The organism is Collinsella aerofaciens (assembly GCF_040915545.1).
Taxonomy (GTDB): Bacteria; Actinomycetota; Coriobacteriia; order Coriobacteriales; family Coriobacteriaceae; genus Collinsella; species Collinsella aerofaciens_BE.
In genome coordinates this window covers 1-21405 of the sequence record NZ_JBCPDH010000029.1, presented here as the reverse complement: position 1 = coordinate 21405, position 21405 = coordinate 1, and the positions used below count along the sequence as shown (strand labels likewise).

Here is a 21405-nt window from a genome sequence, read left to right as displayed (position 1 = left end):
CCCGCCCGGGGCTTACCTATATCGTTCCACGCGCAGTTTCGCAGCGAGCGAAGCGACGCGAGAATGTTTGAGCATGGAATGATATAGGTAAGCCCCGGGCGGGAGGGATACGAGCGCCCCTAGGCGACGCCGCTGGAGCCGAAGCCTCCGTTGCCTCGGTCGGTTTCGTCTAGTTCTTCTACTTCTATGAGGTTGACCGTGGGGACTTCTTGGATGACGAGTTGGGCTATGCGGTCGCCTTTGTTGATTTGGATGTTGTTGGAGGGATCCAGGTTGATGAGGATAACCTTGAGTTCTCCTCGGTAGTGGGCGTCGATGAGGCCCGGCGTATTGACTATAGACAGGCCCTGCTTGATGGCCAAACCGCTTCGGGGCTGGACGAAGCCGGCGTAGCCATCGGGCAGGGCGATGGCCAGCCCAGTAGAGACCAGACGGCGTTCGAAGGGCTTCAGAATGCAGTCCTCGTTGGAGCGCAAATCCAAGCCGGCATCGGTGGGATGGGCGTATTTGGGAAGCTCGACGGTGGGGTCGAGACGCTTTATGTTGACGGTAATGTTGGACATGGAATCACCTTAGCTTGTCGAGCTCTTGCAGAAACTCATCGACGTCTTTGAAATCGCGGTAGACCGAGGCAAAGCGGATGTACGCCACCTTGTCGATCTTGGCCAAGCGCTTGAGTACCATGTCACCCAACTCATGGGACGTAACGGCCGTCAGCGTGCGAGAGCGCAGCTCGACCTCGATGTCATCGATAATCTCATTGAGCTTCTTAGTGTCGATATCGCGCTTGATAGTGGCGCGCATCAAGCCGACGAGCAGCTTATTGCGATCGAACCGCTGCTTGGTTCCGTCCGACTTAATGACCTCGATTGGGTCTTCGCATCGTTCGAACGTTGTAAAGCGATAGTTACACGAGCAACATTCGCGGCGACGCTTAATGGTGTTATTTGACTCCTGCATACGGGAATCAACGACGCGGGTATGTGCCTTGCCGCATTTGGGACAGCGCATGGTACCTCCTCTTAAACGATAACAAGGGTACCATGCGCAGCGCGATAATGATTACGAACGAGCAGGAACCTTAAGATGCGCACCGGCGGCGAGCGAACCATGCTCCAGATGATTGACGTTACGGATCATGTCGGAAGTCTCTTGCGTGGAAAGGCCTTCGATTGGATATTCCTCGGCAAGCGACCAAAGAGAATCACCAGACTGAACGCGAATGGTCTCATAGGTAACGTTGGAAACGGACTCGGCATACGCGGCGTGACGAGCGCTAAAGACCGACGTAGCGAGGACAAAGAAGAGCGTAAGCGCAACGGCAACGGCGACAATCGTCGGAACCTTCAGGGCAACGCGGCCCGGCGCGGCTACAGCCTGCTGATTGCGAGCAGGCTTTACGGTCAAAGGCTGAAAGCCGGAGCAGCCACCCTGAACAACCGTAAAAGTGTATTCTGCAGACGTCTCGAGCTTAAGGGCGAGGTTTCCCTGGACCATATTCGTTGCGTTCATCATGTTCTCCTCTCGCGTGTTTTGCTGAGAACAGTTTTATCAAGCCGCGCGGACAAAAATGTCTAGCGCGAGAACGAATGTTCGGTTATTATTATCTTCGAACAGTTGTTCCTGTCAAGCAAAATTCGAACATTTGTTTGACATGGGTAGAGAGGATGCCCTGATGGCTCGCAAAATTACCAAGCGTCAGCAGCAAATTTACGACTTCATCAAGGAATATCAGCAGGAGAAGGGTTATCCGCCCAGCGTGCGCGAGATGGCTTCTGCCGTGGGCCTTTCCTCCCCCAGCACCGTGCACGCCCATCTATCTGCCCTGGAGGCGCGCGGGCTACTCAAGCGCGATGCCACCAAACCGCGCGCTCTGGAACTCTTTAACGAGGACGGTTCCTCTGTCTCAATTTCTAAATCTGACGAGACCACCGCACCTCGCGGAACGGTCTCACTACCGCTCGTTGGTCGCGTCGCGGCTGGGATTCCCATTCTGGCCGAGCAGAATATCGAAGACACATTTACTATCCCGACCGAAATCGCCACTGATCAGGGTTCCTTTATCCTTGAGGTGCATGGGAGCTCAATGATCAATGTCGGTATCTTCAATGGCGATTACATCATCGTCCGTGAACAAAAGAGTGCCATGAACGGCGAAATTGTCGTGGCTATGATTGATGGTTCAGCGACCGTCAAGACGTTCTACAAGGAGCAGGGACGCGTACGCCTGCAGCCTGAGAATGACACCATGGAGCCTATCTATGCAACGAATCCCGTTATCTTGGGCAAAGTCGTCGGCTTGATGCGCCGGTTCTCGTAATGCAAAAACGCATCACCATCTTTGATACCGTCCGCGGGCTTACGATGATTTCAATGGCAGGTTTTCACGCTTGCTACGATCTTGCCTACCTGTACGACTGGGATATGCCCTGGTTTACCCAGACTGTCTTTCAAGACATCTGGCGCGCCAGCATCAGCTGGGTATTTTTGTTTATCGCGGGTTGGATGTGCACCCTTTCGCGCAACAATATCAAACGTGCCGCCAAATACGCCTTAGCAGCACTCGTCGTCTGGTTGGCAACAACACTTGTCTCAGTTGACGATTCTGTTAATTTTGGCATCATCTACTGCATGGCCGCATGTACCGGCATCGTGGCGTTGACCGATCCCGTCCTTAAGAAGATATCGGCGAGATGGGGCATGTCCCTATGCCTTTTGTTGTTTGCCCTCACCTGGAGCATCCCCAAAACGATCTACCCTGTCCCCTACCTGGCGTGGCTGGGATTTCCGAGCCCTGGGTTTGTCTCAGGTGATTACTACCTCATCATCCCGTTTTTCTTTATGTATCTTGCAGGATACTTCGCCGCACACATAGCGAAGGGAATCGATAAGACCGTCCCTAGCTGGGCCTACGCCAATCCCATCCCGGAGCTCGCCAGCCTTGGACGTCACGCACTCCCCTTTTATCTACTGCATCAGCCCATTATTCTGGGCTTTTTGGAGCTCGTCTACTCGGTGCGATAACGCTTGAGCCGCGGCGCGATACGAGCCGGCAGCTTCGCAACAATACGAACGCCGCCCTCAAGATATTCCTCGTGCAAAAGGGTTCCCTGTTCATGCACCAGCGTGATGAGGGCGCCCTCGCGATACGGGATTTCAGCGGAGAGCAACACATCGGTGGCAGCCGCCTCGCGAGCAATACGGTCGACGAGATCGTCGAGTCCCTCGCCCGTCTGGGCCGAGAACAGCACGGCCTCGGGATAGCGACGACGGAAACTCAATCGATCAACGCTATCGAGAAGATCGATTTTATTGAACACCGTAAGCGTCAAACGCTCGCCGGCACCGATCTCGTCAAGAACGCGATCGACTGCCTCGAGCTGGCGCTCGTAGTCCTCGTCAGAGGCATCCACAACTTTAAGGATCAGATCGGCACCAAGAACCTCAGACAGCGTGGACTTAAAGGCATCAACGAGACCATGCGGTAGCTTTTGAATAAAGCCAACAGTATCGGTAATCGTCATGCCACGACCGCCGGGCAGGCGATACGAACGCGTCGTCGGGTCGAGCGTAGCAAACAGCTTGTCCTGCGAAAGCACCGTAGATCCGGTCAGACGATTGAGCAACGACGATTTACCCGCATTGGTATAACCGGCTAACGCGACGCGAAACGCCGGTGACTCAATGCGGCTCTTGGATTGAACATCGCGACGCTGTTCAACCTGCTTGAGCTCACGACGAAGCGCAGCGATCTTATTACGAATGAGGCGACGGTCGACCTCGAGCTGACTTTCGCCCTGACCAAAGCGTGAGCCGATGCCGCCGCGCGTCTGTTCCTTGGCGAGATGGCTCCACATGCCACGCAGACGAGGCAACAGATATTGAAGCTGTGCCAGCTGTACCTGTAGGCGTCCCTCACGCGTCTGAGCATGCAGGCCAAAAATATCCAAGATCAGTGCCGTACGATCGATAATCTTTACCGGCTCGCCCACGGCTTTCTCCAAATAGGATTGCTGCGAGGGCGTCAGGTCGTCGTCAAAAATAACGACATCAGCATCCATGCGATGCACCAGGCCGCACAGCTCTTCAACCTTACCGGAACCGATAAACGATTTAGGATACGGCTTTACCAAACGCTGTGACAAGCGTGCCACGCACTGGGCACCAGCCGTGTGGGTAAGACGCTCCAGCTCATCAAGCGAGCGATCGAGCGGCCATGCATTGTCGCGCCACTCAACACCAACTAATATGGCACGCTCGGGCTCGGGTGCCGTGGGAACAAGGGGGAAACGGGCCATTAGGCAGCCTCAATACGATGCAGGATGTCCTCAACGACCTCATCGATCGTAAACTCGTCCATATCAAACCACACGATACGGTCATCGCGCTTAAACCACGAAAGCTGACGTTTGGCATAGCGACGCGAACGCATCTTGATGAGTTCGCGAGCCTCATCCATAGAAATCACGCCATTGAAAGCATCAATGATCTCTTTATAGCCAATTGCCTGCATCGAAGTCAGGGCATCTCCCAGCCCCTGGTCCATAAGACCGCGAACCTCATCGACAAGACCCTGCTCAAACATCAGATCGACGCGCAGGTTAATGCGCTCGTAGAGCACCTCGCGATTACGCGTCAGACCAAACCATAGAGCATGATAATGCTCGCGCGGAACACTAAACTGACTTTTTTGCTGTGCATAGGAAATACCATCATCATGCATCTCGAGCGCACGAATCACACGGCGCACATTATGGGGATGAATAACAGCAGCCGATTCTGGGTCGCGCTCGGCAAGCAGGGCATGCAGCTCTTCCTCGCCAATACGCTCGGCAAGCTCCTGATAGCCCATACGACGATCGTCCTCAAGTTCACCCGAGGGAAAGTCCATCTCATCGAGGGCGGCCTTGAGATACAGCCCCGTACCTCCGCAAAAAACCGGCAGGCAACCCGAACCAAGGAGACGTTCAACATGCGCGCGAGCGTCAGCCTGATAAAGCGCAGCAGAATATGCCACACCCGGCTCTACAATGTCGACGAGACGCAGCGGCACCGTACACTCATCGGGCGCCATCTTTGCGGTACCGATGTCCATGCCGTGATAGATTTGCATCGCATCGCACGACAGCACTTCGGACGAAAGACGAGCTGCCAAACGGTCGGCAACATCACTCTTACCAACCGCCGTCGGACCGACGATCGCAACGGCGGAAAGTCCTGCCCTGGGAGAAACCATTAGCGCGGCTCGCCCACAACGGAGCCGGACAAATACCAGGTCTTGGCAACGTCAACGTCAACATCAACGATCTTGCCAACAAGCTGATCGATGCTGTAACCCTCGGGGATAGGCGCATGCACGGTCTGATTCTTGGGACTCTTGCCCAGCAGGACCGCGTCGTTCTTTTTACTCGTTCCCTCAATGAGCGCCGGCACCACAGTATGAAGCTCACCCTGGTTATACTCGTGTGCCGTAGTCTCGATAACCTTAACCAGGCGGTTGAAACGCTCGAGAATAACCTCATGCGGCGTAGGATCGTCAATCTCTGCGGCCGGGGTACCGGCGCGCTTGGAATAGATGAAGGTATAGGCCTGAGCATAGCGGACCGTCTCGGCAAGTGAGAGCGTCTGCTCAAAGTCCTCTTCAGTCTCGCCCGGGAAGCCAACGATAATATCGGTCGAGAGCGCGATATCGGGCATGCGGTTGCGAATGCGATCGACCAGGCCCAGATAGTCCTCGCGTGTATAACGGCGATTCATCTCTTTGAGGATACGCGTGGAGCCCGACTGAACGGCCAAGTGAAGCTGCGGCATGACGGCGGGCGTCTCGGCCATGGCGTCGATGGTCTCGGGCAGCAGATCCTTAGGATGAGAAGAGGTAAAGAAGATGCGCTCCACACCCGTATCACCCACGGCACGCAGCAGATCGGCAAAACGCGGCTTGCCAAACAGATCGCGACCATATGAGTTAACGTTTTGGCCCAGCAGCGTAATCTCGCGCACGCCCTGGCGCACCAAACCGGTCACCTCGTCGACAATTTCCTCGAAGGGGCGGCTCTTTTCGCGACCGCGCACGTACGGCACGATGCAATAGGTACAGAAATTATTGCAGCCCGTCATAATGGGCACCCAGGCGTGATACTGGGTCTCGCGATGCCACGGCATGCTCATGGCATCCGTATCCTCATGCTCATTGGTGCGGATATGACGCTTGCCATCAAGGAACGCCTCGGCAATGAGCTCTGCCACATGTGCGATGGAATGCGTACCAAAGATGACATTGACGTTATCGACGTTGGTGAGCAGGCCCTCGCCATCGCGCTGCGCGATGCAACCACCAACGGCAACCACACGCTTGCCCGAAGGCGAAGGCGGCAGGCTTTTACAGGAATTGCACTGGCCGTACAGGCGAGTATCGGCGGCCTCGCGCACGCAGCATGTCATGAAGACAACAATATCGGCATGCTCGGGATCGAGCGCCATGAGGCAACCATACGAATCGAGCAGACCGCTCACGCGCTCGGAGTCGTGCTGATTCATCTGGCAGCCAAAGGTGCGGATAAAGTAGGTTTTACCGGCAAGAATATCGCGTACGGAACGCTGGTCCATGTGCATAAGTCCTAACGATGGAGAGGGGGGGGCGAATCGAGGCAAGCAGAAGCTATGCCACAGGCTTAACATCATCCATGACGACGTTATCCATAGCAGCTCGATTGATCTGGTGAACGTAGATAGAAAGGCGAATGGCCGTGCGCGACTCCCCGTTAATGAGGATGTCGGAGAACACGGGCGCGCAGGAAATATCAAAACCGGTTGGAATCAAAAAACCGCGCGCGATAGCCACGGCCTTAATGGCCTGGTTGACAGCACCAGCGCCGACACACTGGATGTTGACGGGTACACCATCCTTGACCATGCCGGCGATGGCGCCGGCAACGGACGCGGGCGATGATTTGCTTGATACCTTCAGGCAATCCATGAAGAAACTCCTGCGTTTAAAAGTACGTTTTAACTGCAATAACTGTATCGTACCGAGTGGACTCGGTAAAGGCACTATTCCTCTTTGGCAAGATCGAAGGTCACAGTGATTCGATCACGCGAAACACGAATCTTTGGGTCGCCACAAAGGTTGAGATAGTACCGGGCGGCAAGGTCATTAAAGTCACGCTCCACAGCACGCGAAAACTGTGCCATGTCATCCTTGGCAATACGTAGCCCGCGACGATCCTTCGCAAGATCGACAGGAGCCGGCGCATGCGAGGACGAATCACGCTCGCGCAGCAGACGCGCGGTCACACCGCGAACGGGCTTAATCTGCCCTGCCAAAATGCGATGAGCAGTGCGCTCGGACATCTCAAGACCCAAACCCGAACAGATACGGATAAAGTCCTCGGCATCAGAGGCAAGGCCTAAACGATCGACAACCGGAAGCTCACTCTCGTCATCAATGAACAGGAGACGCGACGTATCGAGCCGACTTGACGCCTGAGCATAAAGGGTCGCGGCAATCTCAGACGGAGAACCAAGATAGACATCGCAACCACACAACTCCTCGAGCGCAAACTCACAAGCAGCGCGAATAATATTATGCGGGCCGCGAGCACAGACATAACGTCCGTCCTCATCCCTGACGGCCTGGGGCCAGCTGGACTGATCGGCACGCTCACTGAGGCGGTCGGCCGCAACGCTCACCTTAAAGGCCGAGCCAAGGTCGACACCAGACGTGACCACACGGGCCTCGTCAGTGTTCTGCTTGATCGAAAACAATGCCATGCCACGACCGTGAACGCCCCAACGGTCCATCTTCATGCTCTCGAGCTTGGAGGTAACGCGGGCATCGAAGATTCGCTCTTGCATATCCTGTGGAACGCCCGAACCGTTATCCAGAAAGACAAGCGTGCGGACGCCATCTTCCTTGGTCGTGGCGAGATAGACCTTGTCGGCACCAGCATCGCGAGCATTACGGAGCATTTCGATGACGATATCCTCGACATGCTGAATGTCGTGCTTTGCCTGGCGCCGCTCGGCCTCCGAAACGCGGAGGCGGACATACCCCTCGCCAAGGTTCTCCTCGACGCGAAGGTTGCCCTCCCCCGACATCGACGCGATAAATGAGATGAGCTCGTTCGCGTCGCTCATGTTATTTAGCGATATCGACAGCGCGGCTCTCGCGAATCACGACGACGCGCACCTGACCGGGATACTCCATCTCTTCCTCGATCTGATGGGCGATATCGTGAGCCAGGACCGTGGACTGGGCATCGGAGATCTTGTCCGGCTGAACCATGACGTGTACCTCGCGACCAGCCTGCATGGCATAGGTACGCTCGACGCCTTCATGGGAGTTGGCGATCTCCTCGAGCTTCTCGAGACGCTTGATGTAGTTCTCGGCAGACTCGCGACGGGCACCGGGGCGAGAAGCAGAGACAGCATCAGCGGCCTGTACCAGGACATCGAGCACCGTGTTAGGGTCGACATCGGCATGGTGAGCCTCGATAGCATGAACGATAACGGGCTTCTCGCCATAACGGCGGGCAAGCTCGGCGCCGATGACGGCATGCGGACCCTCGACGTCGTGGTCAATTGCCTTGCCCAGGTCGTGCAGCAGGCCGGCGCGCTTGGCGGTCACAACGTCCAGGCCAAGCTCGGAAGCCATCACGCCGCACAGGTCAGAGACTTCGAGGGAGTGCTGAAGCACGTTCTGACCAAACGAGGTACGGTAGCGCAGGGCACCAAGGGTCTTGACGATCTCGGGGTGCAGGTCGTGAATGCCGGTATCGAAGGCAGCCTGCTCGCCAGCCTCGCGCACGCGCTGCTGAACCAGGTCGGCAGCCTTGTGATACATCTCCTCGATGCGGGCGGGGTGAATGCGGCCGTCGGCGATGAGGTTCTCGAGGGCAACACGGGCGGTCTCACGACGGACCGGGTCGAAGCTCGAAAGAACGACGGTCTCGGGCGTGTCGTCAATCACGAGGTTGACGCCGGAAACCTGCTCGAAGGTCCGGATGTTGCGACCCTCGCGACCGATGATACGGCCCTTGAGGTCATCAGAGGGAATGTGCACGGAGGTAACGGTGACCTCGGCTGTGTGGTCGGCAGCGCAGCGCTGAATCGCCAGGGACAGAATCTCCTGGGCGGTCTTGTGGCACTCGGCGCGAACCTGCTGCTCGGACTCGCGAATGATCGTGGCGGCCTCGTGGGTGACCTCGCCGCGAACCTTATCGAGGAGCTCCTTGTGGGCATCCTCGCGGGTCAGGTCGGCGATACGCTCGAGCTCGGAGGTCTGCTTGGCGCAGAGCTCCTCAAGCTCGCGGGAGCGTTTCTCGACCTGACCGGCCTGGCTGGACAGCTGGTGCTCACGCTTGTCGAGAGCGTCGTTTCGGCGATCGAGGGACTCCTCGCGCTGCATCACACGGTTCTCGAGCGTACGAATCTCGCTCTTACGCTGCTTGTCCTCGGCCTCGGCGGCCTGCTTGTTCTTGATGATCTCCTCTTTAGCCTCGAGCAGAGCCTCTTTTTTGAGGGTCTCGGCCTGACGCTTAGCATCACCGATCAGGGACTCAGCCTGCGCGTGTGCCGACTGAATCTTTTCGTCGGCCTCGTGAAGACTACCCTGCTTGGCGGTGCGCATGTAGGCAATGGCGGCGATGGCACCCAAAACGATGCCAACGAGCGCTGCGATGATAGGCATGCTCACTCCTTTTTATGGATTCGTTACACAACAAAGCGAACCGTCCTTACGAACGGCTCGCGACATTTGAGTAATATGGGCGCAGCTTATGCGGGTCGGATACAGATAAACATATAAACAAACTCATCACAGATGAGCACATATCACAAAGCAAATGACAGTGTTTATCGTACGTTGAACCACAACAACTGTCAAATAAATGGCCCCGGCACGGCGGCTAAAACGCGGTGAACGGCAGGGCCACAAAGCGCATACGCCTAAACCGCACATTTCTCGCGTTCGGCATCGAGACGTGCCTTAACGGCATCGGCGGCGATGTGATACGAGAAGCCCTTGCCCATCAAAAACCGAACCAGTTTTTCGAATCCGCGCGTCTCTGGAACACGCCGCTTGGCGAGCAGGGCTGACGCACGCGCCAAATCGTCTTCGACGGCAAAATAATCCTCGGGATAACCGGGAATGTCATCGAGCACGACATGACGGCGCTTGAGCTCGGTCTCGATTTTGCGCTGTCCCCAACCGCGCCGCTTGCGCTCCTCGATAAAGTACGAGCAAAAGCGGTTCTCGTCTAAAAAGTGATACTCTGTGGCGCGCTCGACGGCGAAATCGATCGCGGGCTGGTGAAAGCCGTAGCGAGCCAGCTTGTCACGGACCTCACCCGTCGCATGGTCGCGGCGCGATAGCATCTCGGTCACCATGGTAAGTGCACATTTACCCTCGATGAGCTGCACCGCCTCACGAAAGTTGTCCCAATCACAGGGAAGATCGGGGCGGTTTTTGACATACAGCCGCGCGACCCGCACGGGAATCCAAATGGACCGCTCAAAACCGCCCTCAAGCTCACAATCGATATGTGCGCAAGGCTTTTTGGACGCATACCCGCTCGAGAACGAGGAAGCCGCCTTCTTATCGGGAAAGAAGGCCGTGGCCTCGGTCACCGTATACGACATGAGCGTAACCGCTACTCGTCGTCATCATCGAGCATGGCGGAACCATCGATGGCGTAAAGCTCGTCAAACTCCTCAGGCGCAGGCTGATCGGTCAGCTCGACCTCGGACGGAGCATCGTCATCAAACTCAAGTCCGCAGGCAAGGCGGACCTTATGCTCAATCTCGTCGGCGCAATCGGGGTGTTCGCGCAGGAAAGCCTTGGCGGCCTCTCGACCGTTGCCAAGCTTGTCCTCGCCATAGGCAAACCAGGAGCCCATCTTCTTGCAGATGCCGCACTCGACAGCCATGTCCAGAATTGAGCCCTCCTTAGAGATGCCCGTACCGTACATGATGTCGAACTCAGCAGAACGGAACGGAGCTGCCACCTTGTTCTTAACGACCTTGGCGCGCACGCGGTTACCGATAACCTCGTCCTTAAGCTTAATGCTGTCGATACGGCGAATGTCGATACGCACCGAAGAGAAGAACTTAAGGGCGCGGCCGCCCGTCGTAGTCTCGGGGTTGCCGAACATGACGCCGATCTTCTCACGCAGCTGGTTAATGAAGATGCACGTCGTGTTGGACTTGGACAGCGAGCCGGCGAGCTTGCGGAGCGCCTGACTCATTAGGCGAGCCTGAAGACCGACCGTAGTATCGCCGATTTCTCCCTCGATCTCGGCACGCGGGGTCAGCGCGGCGACGGAGTCGACGACGATGGCATCGATGGCGCCGGAACGCACGAGCATGTCAACAATCTCAAGCGCCTGCTCGCCCGTATCGGGCTGGGAAATGAGCACCTCGTCGATATCCACGCCGATGCGCGCGGCATACGTGGGATCAAGCGCGTGCTCGGCATCGATAAATGCCACAACGCCACCCATTGCCTGGGCCTCGGCCAGGATCTCGAGCGAAAGCGTCGTCTTACCGGAGGACTCGGGACCGTAAATCTCGACGATACGGCCGCGCGGCACGCCGCCGATACCCAGCGCGGCATCGAGGGCCAGGGCGCCCGTGGGAATGGCCTCGACCTCGAGCTCGGGACCACCGTCGCCGTACCTCATGATGGAACCCTGGCCGAATTTCTTCTCGATCTCGGCCTTGGTGGTGGCGATCATCTCATCGCGCTCTTTACCCGTCGTGCGAGCATGAACGGTACGTACGGGACCTGAATTCTTGGCCATGAATAGCCCTCCTCTTAACAACCTGCATCGATAATAAACGAACGGCTGTTCGTGGTCAACCGTTCAGGCCAATCATATGCAGGCGGTCTTTCCAAAACCCAACCAAACGCCGACCAAACACTGACCAAATGCTTGACCACAAAGGACCAAATATGAACAAGGCAGGCAAAAATACATCTACAACCAGCACAAACGCCAAATGAGCCTAAGGTCCCTATCTCCACAATTAAGGGGCTCGGAGGCCCCTTAAAACACGTCTATTCCATAGAGTTGAGCACAAGGGCAATGCGACCCAATGCCTCCGTGACCGCATGGGCACGAACACACGAACGGTCGCCCTCATAGTGGCAGCGCACAGAGTCCACGACCGGCACGCCCCCATCGGCGGAACGATGCGCCCAGCCAATATAGAAAGTGCCCGCCGGATCGTCCTCAGTGCCACCGCCGGGGCCGGCATAACCCGTTGCGCTCACTGCAATATCGCTCTGGTACAGCTCCAGCGAACCCACCGCCATCTCGCGCGCGGTCTGATGCGACACCGCGGTATAGCGGTCGAGCGTCTCCTGCTCAACACCAAGAACACGATGCTTAATCTCATCGCAATAGGTCACCGCACCGCCACGCAGCACCGCCGAGGCGCCCGGGATATCGGCAATCGTCGAGGCGATCATACCCGCCGTCAGCGACTCAGCCGTCGAAACCGTCACGCCCCGAGCGCTCGCACGCTCGACAATATCACGCGCCAGCTCCTCGTTATGTGCGGAAATCTGCTCAAAAGAGTCCGTCATACCCACTAGGACCTAGACCGAAAAGACGATCTTGCGGCAGTTCCAGAAGTACTGGGCGCCCGAGATAACGGTCAGGACAACGGCAACGGCGTACAGGAAGCGCGACACCGAGTAGATGCCGAGCGTCAGCGCCACCGGGCCAAGGTGCAAGCCGGCCATAGCAAAAACGCACAGGTAACCGCAAATGGAGACCATCGTGGTTGCCGTCTTGTACTTGCCGAGCTTATCGGCCGCAACGACCACACCGGCCGCACTCGCGACCATGCGAAGGGCGCTCACCAGCAGCTCGCGGAACAGGATAATGAACACGGACCACACGGTCACCATACCAAAATCCAAGAACAGCAGCAGGGCCGAGAACACGAGCAGCTTATCGGCGATGGGGTCCAAGAATTTACCGAAGTCGGTGATCTCGTTGCGCGAACGCGCCAGATAACCGTCGACCTTATCGGTGCACGACAGGATCACATACAGAATGAAGGCAGCGGCGGCGAGCGGGCCGTCGAAGGTGCTCCAATCCGTACCGGCAACACTCGTGTGAGAAAGCGCCGACACGATCATGAACACCGGGATAAAGACGATGCGAACGCACGTCACGATGTTGGCGGGCGTCCAGACACTCGTCAGTTCCTTATTGCTCTCGTTAGCCACGACGCTCTCCTACTCCACAACATGACCGATAAGCTCATAGCAGAAGCTATCGGTAAACTCGACGGTCAGAATATCGCCCACGGACGCCTCGCTGGCGTCCAGATGCACCGCGCCATCGGAATCGGGCGCCTGGAACCAGGCATGGCCGATCAGCTCGGCGCCATCCTCGGTCTCTTCGATACCGTCGACGATCACCTGGGCGCGCTCGCCCACATGTGCGGCGGTGGCGGCAAAACCGAGCGACTCGGCCAGGTCCATGGCCTCCTGGGCGCGCTCGAGCTTGACCTCTTCGTCGACCTGGCCCTCCATCTTAGCGGCCAGGCTGCCCTCCTCCTGCGAGTAGGCAAAGACGCTCGTGTAGTCAAAGCCGACGGTGTCCATAAAGTCGATAAGGTCGCGGAACTCGTCGTCGGTCTCGGTCGGGAAGCCGACCATGGCCGTGGAACGGATCACGATGCCGGGGATACGCTCACGCAGATCGCGGAACAGGTCCTCGAGCTCCTGGCGCGAACCAGAACGGCGCATAGCCTTAAGGATGCGCGCGTCGCAGTGCTGCACGGGGATATCGATATAGGGCAGCACCTCGGGCGTATCGCGAATCGTCTCGATGAGTTCGTCAGTCATGCCCTCGGGCTGCAGATAGAGCACGCGGACCCAGACGTTGTGCGGGCGCACGGCCTCGGCGACGGCACGCAGCAGCTGCGCCAGATTGCGCGGCGAGCCATCGGCGACGTCCTCGTCGGCAAAGTCGGTACCCCAGATGCCCGTGTCCTGGCCGATCAGCACGATCTCGCGCACACCGCCGGAAACCAGGTCGCGCACCTCGGAGATGATGCTCTCGGCATTGCGCGAATGATAGCGGCCGCGGATGTAGGGAATCATGCAGAAGCTGCAGAAGCGGTTGCAGCCATCGGAAATCTTGACGTAAGCGACAGCACCCTCGACGGTACGTTTGACCTGCGGGATATAGGCTGCAATCTCACGCTCGACACCCAGCACGCCATCGATGACCGCCACGATGCCATCTTCCTCGTCGGCCTTCACAAAGGCAGCGACCTCGGGCAGCTCGTCAGGCAGGTCATCGCCATAGCGCGACGGCACGCAGCCGCACATGACGATGGGACAAGAACGAACGCCGTCCTGAACCTCGTTGGCGAGCTCGAGCGTGGTCTCGATGCTCTCGGACGTTGCGGAGGCGAGGAACGAGCAAGTATTGACGATGGCGATATCGGCATCCTGCGGGTCGAATGCCTCCTCGTAGCCCGCGGCGGTCAAAAGAGAACGCATGCGGTCGGTGTCAACCTCGTTCTTAGCGCACCCGAGGGTGATGTAGAGCACGGAGCCCAACGGTGTATCCATGTTGGAGAGCGGTCCTTTCGATTGATATTAGCGGTAGTTGGTGAACTGCAGCGGCTGGCCGTAGTCCTGGTCGCGCAGGAACTGAATCACGGTCTGCAACGCGTCCTTCGAAGCAGAGGAAACACGCAGTTTGTCGGCCTCGATGGTCACCTTGACCTTGAGCTTTTGATCCTTGATGTCCTTGTTGATCTTCTTGGCGGTCGCCTGGTCGATACCCTCGACGATATGGCCGAGCACGCGCACGGTGCCACCCGATGCCGCCTGCGGAGCATCCCACGAGACAGCCTTGAGGTCGATGCCGCGCTTGATGAGCTTGGAGCTCAGCACGTCAACAATCTGTTTGGAGACAAAGTCGGCCGGGGCGTTGATCGTAAAGAGCTTGTCGCCCTTCGAAAGCTCGATCGTGGCGCCGGAATCCTTAAGGTCATAGCGCTGGGAAATCTCGCGCGTGGTCTGCTGGAAGGCGTTGTCGACCTCTTGCATGTTGACCTCGGACACGACGTCGAAGCTGGAATCTTTAGCCATGATGTTTCCTTTCGCGTACGAGCGGCCTAGTAGCTATCGTACGAATTGTCGGTAGAATCGGTGGGTGTCTGACCGTCAGTTGCGGTATCGGCGCCATCCGTGGACTGGGCATCGGTACCGTCGGTGGCATCGGTACCATCGGTGGTGTCGGTACCATCAGAACTTTCACCATTCTCGGAATCAGACGTCTCCTTCTTGGGAACGGTGATCGTCACACGCGCCACGCCCGAGGTCTTGGTATCGTAACGAACCTTTTCACCGTTCTTGGTAACGGTGACATCGGAAGGCTTGGACGTGGTGATCTCGATCGAAGACTCGGGCGTGTACTCCTGCTCAAAGGGGCCAGTCGCCTGGGCGCCATAGACCGACTTGCCGTCAACCTTGACCTCAATCCACGCGGTCTTTCCCTTGGCAACGGAGACTTTGACCTTCGTGACCTCGTTCTCTTCCTTCTTGGCCGTCGTCTTGGTAGCGTCCGAATCAGTCGACTCATCCGTCGCCTCATCGGTGTCATCGTCCTCGTCGACCGTTTCGGTCTTCTTAGAAGACTTCTTGGTCGTCATCTTGGTAGCAGTGGGCGTCTCGGGCGTGTTCTCGGGCGCCGAAGATGCGCAGCCACGTAGAAGCACCACGATGAGCACAATCAACAGCAGCACAACGGCACCGATGCCGGCGTAGACGATACGCGGATCGAGCCCGTTGTTTTGAGGAGTACGTGATCCGCCGCGTCCACGACCGGAACTGCTGCGGCCGCTTCCCTGAGGCATACGACCGCGATTGCTATCGGAACGGCCGCGATAGCCGCCCTGGCCCTGAAGGCTGCGCTGACCCGAGCGGGGCGCAAGTTCACCGCGGCCTTGATAGCCACGCTGGACCGAACGCGGAGCCGAAGAGCGCTGGCCATACGGCTGTGATTGAGAGCGAAGACGCGGCGTCACCTGCGTGGTATCGGCATCCGAATAGCCACCGCGAGAGCGTCCCATAGAGGCACCACGGTAACCGCGATCGGAATAGCCGCCGTCGCCGTAGCCGGCACGAGGGTCACGCGCCACGCCGCGGGCAGCGGGAAGTGCACGGTCCTCGGGCATCGGCGTACTGCGGAACCGGTCACGCTGTGAGCGAATCTCCTCGCCCGAACCCGTCTCAGTAATATAACCGGCCTGCTGAGGACGCTGTCCATAGCGGGTTGAACGACCGCCCTGAACCATCAGGAAGCGCCCGTTATCGACCGAGGAACGCGAATTGACGTAGCCGGCGGCGTCCTGAAAACGACCGCCCTGCTGCGACGTCTCGCGTTCGTATGCCATCAGGTCGTCAAAGTAGGCATTGACGACCTCGCGCGGATTGAGGCCCAAAAAGCGAGCATAGCTCGAAATCATGCCCTGCGCATAGCCGCGCGGCGGCATCGAAGCAAAGTTACCGGTCTCGAAAAACTCGATGATCTGCGGCCTGATTTTGATGGTGTTGGCGACCTGCTGAATGGAAAGGCCCATCCGGCGACGCTGCTCGAGCAGCATGTCACCAAAGCGTGCAGCCATCAGAATCCTCCAAACTCACGATCTTCACGTGCCATCTCGGCGTCGACAGATTCCAGCGCGGCAAGCCCCTCCTCGTCCAACAGGACCTCACGCGGCTTGGAACCGTCGGGCGGGCCGACGACACCCTTTTCTTCCAGCATGTCCATAATACGCCCGGCACGCGCATAGCCAACCTTCAGACGACGTTGCAGGCCAGATGTGGAGCCAAGCTGCGATTCCACCACAATATGGGCGGCTTCCCAAATGAGCGGATCATCGTCTTGCGGCTCGGCTACTCCGGTGCGGACAATACCGCCGCCACCCGCCATGGACATGGAAGCGGGCGCCACGGCAGACAGAATCTCCTCGTGGTAGTCGGGCTCGCTCTGCGACTTGACGAACTCGACAATCTCGTTGATTTCGTCATCCGAGACAAAGCAGCCCTGGATACGGCGAGGCTTGCCCCAGTCGACCTTGGAGAACAGCATGTCGCCCAAACCGGTGAGCTTTTCGGCACCCATCTGGTCAATAATGACGCGCGAGTCGATGCCCGTGGCGACGTTAAAGGCGATGCGGTTGGTGATGTTGGCCTTGATGAGGCCCGTCACCACGTTGGAGCTGGGGCGCTGCGTAGCCACGATAAGGTGTATACCGGCGGCACGGCCCAGCTGGGCGATACGAACGATCGAGGCCTCGACATCCTTGCCGGCGACCATCATCAGGTCCGAAAGCTCGTCGATGATAATGACCAGATAGGGCATCTTTTGGGGCGGGTTGTCGTAATGCTCAAACTCGCCGGCGGCCTGCTTTTCGTTGTAGGTCGAGATCTTACGCACGTTGAGACGCTCGAAGACCTTCAGGCGACGCTCCATCTCGGACACGGCCCATTGCAGAGCGCTCGCGGCCTGCTTGGGCTCGGTCACCACGGGCACATAGAGATGCGGCAAACCGTTATAGCCCGCAAGCTCGACGCGCTTGGGGTCGACCATGATCAGGCGAACGTCCTCGGGAAGGGCTCGCATGAGCAGGGTCGTGATGATGGAATTGATCATCACCGACTTACCAGAACCGGTCGTGCCGGCGATCAGCAGGTGGGGCATCTTGGCGAGGTCAGCGACGACCGGCGTGCCCTCGGCATCTCGACCGATGGCCAGCTCGAGCGGACCGCCCTTCACATAGGGAAGCACGTCGCCCAGGTTGACGTTCTGGCGCTTGCGATTGGGAATCTCGATACCCACAAGCGAGGTACCGGGGATCGGGGCAAAGATGCGCACCGACTGAGCAGCGAGCGAAAGCGCGATATCGTCCTCGAGGCTCGAAATCTTGCTCACGCGCTCGCCCTCGCCAGGTTGCAGCTTAAAGGTCGTCACCGTGGGGCCGGCGATCCAGCCGACCACGCGGGCACTGCGGCCAAACTCAAGCAAGGTGGATTGCAGTGACTCGGCAGTCTGTTCCAGCTCCTTGTCAGATGACGCGGAGGACGCCGACTGCGGGTTGGCGTGCAGGATCTCGAGCGGCGGAAGCTTGAGGCCGTCCTCTTCTTCGCCCTCGTTATCCGCGGGGGCATTGACCGCTCCCCCATCGCTAGGAGTAGGCGCCTCGGCAGCGCCCGCGACAGCCGTATCGGCAACCTTGGGATGCTTCAAGAAGTCGGGAATCTGAGGTGTTGCCGAGACAGGACTCACGGCAAACGGCGGCTCGGACTCGTCGATCTTATCGGGGTCGTCTTCCATCGAAAGCTGGCCGGTTACCTGTTCGCGCTTAGCATGGCGACGCGGCAGCAAAGTTGTCTTTGCGGTCTCAATCGGAGCCTCGTCGTCCTCGTCATCGCCCTCGGTAAGCTCAATCTCGCTATCGGACCAAGACGGGTCGGGCTCGCTTGTATTCAACTTGGGCGTGGCCTTGCCCTTCTTGACATGACGGCGCGGCAGCAGCGTCGTCTTAGCGCGCTCGGCCTCCACGGCATCGGATACGTCGACAAACGGATCCTCGTCCTCGTCGTCATCGTCCAAAACCGGGTCCACATCGTTGCCCATGACCGTGGTCACGGCAGCATCGGAGCCCTTTTGACGAAGAATGCTCAGGTGCGGACGGGCAACGCCGGGCACCGACAGGGCTTCGTCGTCACCCCACGGGCTCGCGTTAACATCGGCACGACGGCGCTCGGCAAAATCGGCCGCGCGGTCGCGAGCAGAGCGCAGCACGCCACCCACCGAAAAGCCGATGATGACAAAACCAACGACGGCCAGACCCAACAGGACCACCATCGCGATAGGCTTACCCAGGGCATTCTGCAGCGCACTCGCAATAAACGCACCGATGTAGCCACCCGAGGCGGACAGATTTTGCGGCGTGAACATAAGGTCACACGAGTCGCTCGTACCCGGCACCATCAGCGAAAGAATGGAGACAACGGTGATAAAGACCACGGCTCCGCCCGCGACCGAGCGCACGTTGAGCGGCGAGTCCTCGCCTAAAAAGAGCGTGGCGGCAAACAGCAAAATGACGATCGGCAGCACGTAGGCGCCCAGACCAAAGCCCAAGTGGTAGAAACCGGCAACCGCAGCCGTAACGGGCGCAGTCGCCGGCGAAATCACGGCAATAAAGGACGCAATCGCCAAAACGGCAATGACCACGCCGGCGATATCGCGGTTGGCCGAGGGCTCGACCAAGGGCTCGAAATCATCGAACTCGGACTCGTGCCCCTTATTGGCACGCAGATGGGAACCGGCACCCTTAGCAGATGCCGGTTGGTTATTGGCCTTATTGCCTTTGGCGTTTTGTGCAGATCCGCGCGCCAAACTAAACCTCCATGACGACCGGGATGATCATCGGACGGGTGCGAGTACGGCTCCAGATAAAGTTAGAGAGCGAATCGCGCACGGCCTTGCGAATGGCATCGGAACCGCTGCTCGTAAAGCTGAACTTGCCCTTCTCGATCGTCTTCATAATGGACGCGGAGGCATCCTCGGAGAACTGGTCGTCGATGGCAAACGAGACGCCGCGGCCCGAGAACTCGATGGCCTCGATCTTCTTGTGCTTGAGCGAGACGATGGCAACAGCGGTAACCATACCGTCGTTGGCGAGCTTCTGACGATCACGCAGGACGATGGGGTCGGTATCGCCGATGCGCAGGCCGTCGACGTAAACGACGCCGGACTCGACGGGCGTACCGCGCTTAACGATACCGCCGCGCATCTCGAGCGTGTCGCCGTTGTCGAGGATAAAGATATGATCGTCCTTGAGACCCATCTTGCGGGCCAGCTGGGCATGGGCGCGCAGATGCACGGCTTCACCGTGAACCGGCATAAAGTACGTGGGCTTGGCCATGGCCATCAGGAGCTTGAGCTCCTCCTGGCTACCGTGACCGGAAACGTGAACGAGGGCGCGGTTCTTATCCCACACGTCGCAGCCGAGCTTGGCCAGGCTGTTGACGACCTGCTGGACGGCTTTCTCATTGCCGGGAACAGGAGTTGCCGAGAGGATAACGGTATCGCCCTCGTGGATGGAGAGCGTCTTGTGCTCGCCATTGGCCATGCGGGACAGGGCCGACAGCGGCTCGCCCTGCGAACCGGTGCACATGACAACAATCTTGTCGTCAGGCAGGTTATCAATGTCAAAGGCATCGATGATATCGGCGTCGTCGATGTTGAGGTAGCCAAGCTCGCGCGCCACGCGGGTGTTAGTGAGCATGGAGCGACCGGTCACAACGACCTTACGGCCGCACTTGCGGGCGGCATCGCAGATCTGCTGCAAACGATGGATGTGGCTCGAGAACGACGCAACGAACACGCGACCCGGCGCGTTCTTGATGGCGTGCAGCAGGTTGGGACCAACCTCGGCCTCGGACTTGGTAAAGCCGGGAACCGTGGCGTTGGTGGAGTCAGAAAGCAGCAGGTCGATACCCTGCTTGGCAAAGCGGCTGATAGCGGCATAGTCGGGCGTGACGCCGTCGATGGGCGTCTGGTCGAGCTTAAAGTCGCCGGTGTGCATAACGGTACCCTGGTTGGTGCGGATGAACACGCCCAGAGCGCCGGGAATGGAGTGCGTCATCGAGAAGAAGTCGAGCGAGATGCCGCCGAGGTTGACATGGCTTCCGCCCTTGACCTCGCGGAACTTGGGCGCGCGGATGCGGAACTCAGAGAGCTTGCCCTCGATAAAGCCAAGCGTCAGCTTGCTCGAGAAGATGGGCACCTTGTTGTTGAGGTCCTGCAGCAGATACGGAAGCGAACCGGTGTGGTCCTCGTGGCCGTGGGTGACGACGATACCGCGGAGCTTCTCCTCGTTTTCAAGAACGTAGGTGTAGTCAGGAAGCACCAGGTCGATACCGGGCTGGGAGTCGTCGGGGAACATGAGGCCAGCGTCGACGAGCACCATGTCGTCGCCGCACTCGAAGACCGTCATGTTCTTGCCGATGCCGTCAAGGCCGCCGAGCGGGATGATCTTCAAGGGAGATGATTTTTTAGCTGCCATAGGTTAGTGTTGTTTCCTTTCTTCGAAACGGGTCTGGAACAACCGACGGGGCGCTTCTGGCAAACCGACCGCCGGGAACGTACAAACATGCATCACAGAGTCGATGCAATAACCACAGTATGATACCCATTTGCACAACAACAGACCACCCATGCATCAAAGCCCCATCTGAACCTGTGTATCCCGCCGGTCAGGGCTCAGCGGCCCCGGCACGGGCTAAGTTTCCTGCTCTACAGTCCTGCTCACGACGGAGGCCACATTAAGTGGCCTCCTGTTCGTGCGGAACTCGCGATA

At 58.3% G+C, this 21405-nt stretch carries 20 protein-coding genes; 2 read left to right on the top strand and 18 right to left on the bottom strand.

Annotated features, from left to right (window positions below; genetic code table 11):
- Positions 1 to 119: 119 nt before the first annotated feature.
- The 3 genes from dut to AB5202_RS08375 are packed head-to-tail and all read right to left on the bottom strand — an operon-like array spanning position 120 to position 1512.
- Positions 120 to 563, bottom strand: coding sequence for a dUTP diphosphatase (gene dut, locus AB5202_RS08385; protein ID WP_138112619.1), 444 nt, complete (start codon positions 561 to 563; stop codon positions 120 to 122).
- A 4-nt stretch (positions 564 to 567) separates the two neighbouring features.
- Positions 568 to 1011, bottom strand: coding sequence for a transcriptional regulator NrdR (nrdR, locus tag AB5202_RS08380; protein WP_022093781.1), 444 nt, complete (start codon positions 1009 to 1011; stop codon positions 568 to 570).
- Positions 1012 to 1062: 51 nt separating this feature from the next.
- Entirely contained in the window at positions 1063 to 1512 is a 450-nt protein-coding gene (locus tag AB5202_RS08375; protein ID WP_161144708.1) for a LysM peptidoglycan-binding domain-containing protein, read from the bottom strand.
- 163 nt (positions 1513 to 1675) lie between these two features.
- On the opposite strand from AB5202_RS08375, the gene lexA reads away from it, so the two are divergent.
- Both lexA and AB5202_RS08365 read left to right on the top strand, forming a co-directional pair.
- Positions 1676 to 2320, top strand: coding sequence for a transcriptional repressor LexA (gene lexA, locus AB5202_RS08370; protein ID WP_138374200.1), 645 nt, complete (start codon positions 1676 to 1678; stop codon positions 2318 to 2320).
- Positions 2320 to 3024: a heparan-alpha-glucosaminide N-acetyltransferase gene (locus AB5202_RS08365; RefSeq protein WP_368144283.1), complete on the top strand. Its 705-nt coding sequence runs from the start codon at positions 2320 to 2322 to the stop codon at positions 3022 to 3024. Before lexA ends, AB5202_RS08365 begins: the two co-directional genes overlap by 1 nt.
- Here AB5202_RS08365 and hflX read toward each other — a convergent pair.
- From hflX to AB5202_RS08290, 15 genes are all read right to left on the bottom strand, one after another.
- Positions 3009 to 4298, bottom strand: a complete 1290-nt coding sequence (gene hflX, locus AB5202_RS08360) for a GTPase HflX (RefSeq protein ID WP_138112625.1) — start codon at positions 4296 to 4298, stop codon at positions 3009 to 3011. The two genes, AB5202_RS08365 and hflX, sit on opposite strands and share 16 nt — an antisense overlap.
- The gene (gene miaA / locus AB5202_RS08355) at positions 4298 to 5236 is read right to left on the bottom strand and encodes a tRNA (adenosine(37)-N6)-dimethylallyltransferase MiaA (protein ID WP_138112628.1); all 939 of its coding nucleotides are present in this window, start codon (positions 5234 to 5236) and stop codon (positions 4298 to 4300) included. The genes hflX and miaA overlap by 1 nt, the downstream gene beginning before the upstream one ends.
- A complete protein-coding gene (gene miaB, locus AB5202_RS08350; protein ID WP_055285164.1) occupies positions 5236 to 6606 on the bottom strand; it encodes a tRNA (N6-isopentenyl adenosine(37)-C2)-methylthiotransferase MiaB in 1371 nt (456 codons plus the stop codon). The genes miaA and miaB overlap by 1 nt, the downstream gene beginning before the upstream one ends.
- Before the next feature lie 52 nt (positions 6607 to 6658).
- On the bottom strand, positions 6659 to 6976 hold the full coding sequence (locus tag AB5202_RS08345) for a stage V sporulation protein S (protein ID WP_006235982.1): 318 nt from the start codon (positions 6974 to 6976) through the stop codon (positions 6659 to 6661).
- A 74-nt stretch (positions 6977 to 7050) separates the two neighbouring features.
- Positions 7051 to 8136 (bottom strand): ATP-binding protein, encoded by a 1086-nt coding sequence (locus AB5202_RS08340; protein WP_138112632.1) that lies wholly within the window; start codon positions 8134 to 8136, stop codon positions 7051 to 7053.
- A gap of 1 nt (position 8137) precedes the next feature.
- Positions 8138 to 9688, bottom strand: a complete 1551-nt coding sequence (rny, locus tag AB5202_RS08335) for a ribonuclease Y (RefSeq protein ID WP_117770339.1) — start codon at positions 9686 to 9688, stop codon at positions 8138 to 8140.
- Positions 9689 to 9945: 257 nt separating this feature from the next.
- On the bottom strand, positions 9946 to 10638 hold the full coding sequence (locus AB5202_RS08330) for a regulatory protein RecX (protein ID WP_138112634.1): 693 nt from the start codon (positions 10636 to 10638) through the stop codon (positions 9946 to 9948).
- 11 nt (positions 10639 to 10649) lie between these two features.
- Positions 10650 to 11798 carry a recombinase RecA gene (gene recA, locus AB5202_RS08325; RefSeq protein ID WP_022094695.1) on the bottom strand — a complete coding sequence of 383 codons (1149 nt, stop codon included), beginning with the start codon at positions 11796 to 11798 and terminating at the stop codon, positions 10650 to 10652.
- Between the two features lie 257 nt (positions 11799 to 12055).
- Entirely contained in the window at positions 12056 to 12586 is a 531-nt protein-coding gene (locus tag AB5202_RS08320; protein ID WP_055309901.1) for a CinA family protein, read from the bottom strand.
- 12 nt (positions 12587 to 12598) lie between these two features.
- Positions 12599 to 13147, bottom strand: coding sequence for a CDP-diacylglycerol--glycerol-3-phosphate 3-phosphatidyltransferase (gene pgsA / locus AB5202_RS08315; RefSeq protein ID WP_229028279.1), 549 nt, complete (start codon positions 13145 to 13147; stop codon positions 12599 to 12601).
- A 99-nt stretch (positions 13148 to 13246) separates the two neighbouring features.
- Positions 13247 to 14596, bottom strand: a complete 1350-nt coding sequence (rimO, locus tag AB5202_RS08310; RefSeq protein ID WP_138112638.1) for a 30S ribosomal protein S12 methylthiotransferase RimO — start codon at positions 14594 to 14596, stop codon at positions 13247 to 13249.
- A 27-nt stretch (positions 14597 to 14623) separates the two neighbouring features.
- Positions 14624 to 15121, bottom strand: a complete 498-nt coding sequence (locus AB5202_RS08305; RefSeq protein ID WP_006235971.1) for a YajQ family cyclic di-GMP-binding protein — start codon at positions 15119 to 15121, stop codon at positions 14624 to 14626.
- A 26-nt stretch (positions 15122 to 15147) separates the two neighbouring features.
- Complete coding sequence (locus tag AB5202_RS08300) at positions 15148 to 16659, bottom strand: helix-turn-helix domain-containing protein (protein WP_161144704.1); 1512 nt, start codon at positions 16657 to 16659, stop codon at positions 15148 to 15150.
- Positions 16659 to 19439: an FtsK/SpoIIIE family DNA translocase gene (locus AB5202_RS08295; RefSeq protein ID WP_230320369.1), complete on the bottom strand. Its 2781-nt coding sequence runs from the start codon at positions 19437 to 19439 to the stop codon at positions 16659 to 16661. Before AB5202_RS08295 ends, AB5202_RS08300 begins: the two co-directional genes overlap by 1 nt.
- Before the next feature lies 1 nt (position 19440).
- Positions 19441 to 21111 carry a ribonuclease J gene (locus AB5202_RS08290; RefSeq protein WP_022094702.1) on the bottom strand — a complete coding sequence of 557 codons (1671 nt, stop codon included), beginning with the start codon at positions 21109 to 21111 and terminating at the stop codon, positions 19441 to 19443.
- Positions 21112 to 21405: the final 294 nt, after the last annotated feature.

Excerpts from the sequence above, each read along its gene's own strand:
- miaB (WP_055285164.1), bottom strand. The coding sequence starts at position 6,606 with ATGGACCAGCGTTCCGTACGCGATATTCTTGCCGGTAAAACCTACTTT.
- AB5202_RS08345 (WP_006235982.1), bottom strand. The coding sequence starts at position 6,976 with ATGGATTGCCTGAAGGTATCAAGCAAATCATCGCCCGCGTCCGTTGCC.
- lexA (WP_138374200.1), top strand. The coding sequence starts at position 1,676 with ATGGCTCGCAAAATTACCAAGCGTCAGCAGCAAATTTACGACTTCATC.
- AB5202_RS08375 (WP_161144708.1), bottom strand. The coding sequence starts at position 1,512 with ATGAACGCAACGAATATGGTCCAGGGAAACCTCGCCCTTAAGCTCGAG.
- rimO (WP_138112638.1), bottom strand. The coding sequence starts at position 14,596 with ATGGATACACCGTTGGGCTCCGTGCTCTACATCACCCTCGGGTGCGCT.
- hflX (WP_138112625.1), bottom strand. The coding sequence starts at position 4,298 with ATGGCCCGTTTCCCCCTTGTTCCCACGGCACCCGAGCCCGAGCGTGCC.
- AB5202_RS08330 (WP_138112634.1), bottom strand. The coding sequence starts at position 10,638 with ATGTCGTATACGGTGACCGAGGCCACGGCCTTCTTTCCCGATAAGAAG.
- recA (WP_022094695.1), bottom strand. The coding sequence starts at position 11,798 with ATGGCCAAGAATTCAGGTCCCGTACGTACCGTTCATGCTCGCACGACG.
- dut (WP_138112619.1), bottom strand. The coding sequence starts at position 563 with ATGTCCAACATTACCGTCAACATAAAGCGTCTCGACCCCACCGTCGAG.
- AB5202_RS08340 (WP_138112632.1), bottom strand. The coding sequence starts at position 8,136 with ATGAGCGACGCGAACGAGCTCATCTCATTTATCGCGTCGATGTCGGGG.
- nrdR (WP_022093781.1), bottom strand. The coding sequence starts at position 1,011 with ATGCGCTGTCCCAAATGCGGCAAGGCACATACCCGCGTCGTTGATTCC.
- AB5202_RS08290 (WP_022094702.1), bottom strand. The coding sequence starts at position 21,111 with ATGGCAGCTAAAAAATCATCTCCCTTGAAGATCATCCCGCTCGGCGGC.
- AB5202_RS08305 (WP_006235971.1), bottom strand. The coding sequence starts at position 15,121 with ATGGCTAAAGATTCCAGCTTCGACGTCGTGTCCGAGGTCAACATGCAA.
- AB5202_RS08300 (WP_161144704.1), bottom strand. The coding sequence starts at position 16,659 with ATGGCTGCACGCTTTGGTGACATGCTGCTCGAGCAGCGTCGCCGGATG.
- pgsA (WP_229028279.1), bottom strand. The coding sequence starts at position 13,147 with ATGATCGTGTCGGCGCTTTCTCACACGAGTGTTGCCGGTACGGATTGG.
- miaA (WP_138112628.1), bottom strand. The coding sequence starts at position 5,236 with ATGGTTTCTCCCAGGGCAGGACTTTCCGCCGTTGCGATCGTCGGTCCG.
- AB5202_RS08365 (WP_368144283.1), top strand. The coding sequence starts at position 2,320 with ATGCAAAAACGCATCACCATCTTTGATACCGTCCGCGGGCTTACGATG.
- AB5202_RS08320 (WP_055309901.1), bottom strand. The coding sequence starts at position 12,586 with ATGACGGACTCTTTTGAGCAGATTTCCGCACATAACGAGGAGCTGGCG.
- rny (WP_117770339.1), bottom strand. The coding sequence starts at position 9,688 with ATGCCTATCATCGCAGCGCTCGTTGGCATCGTTTTGGGTGCCATCGCC.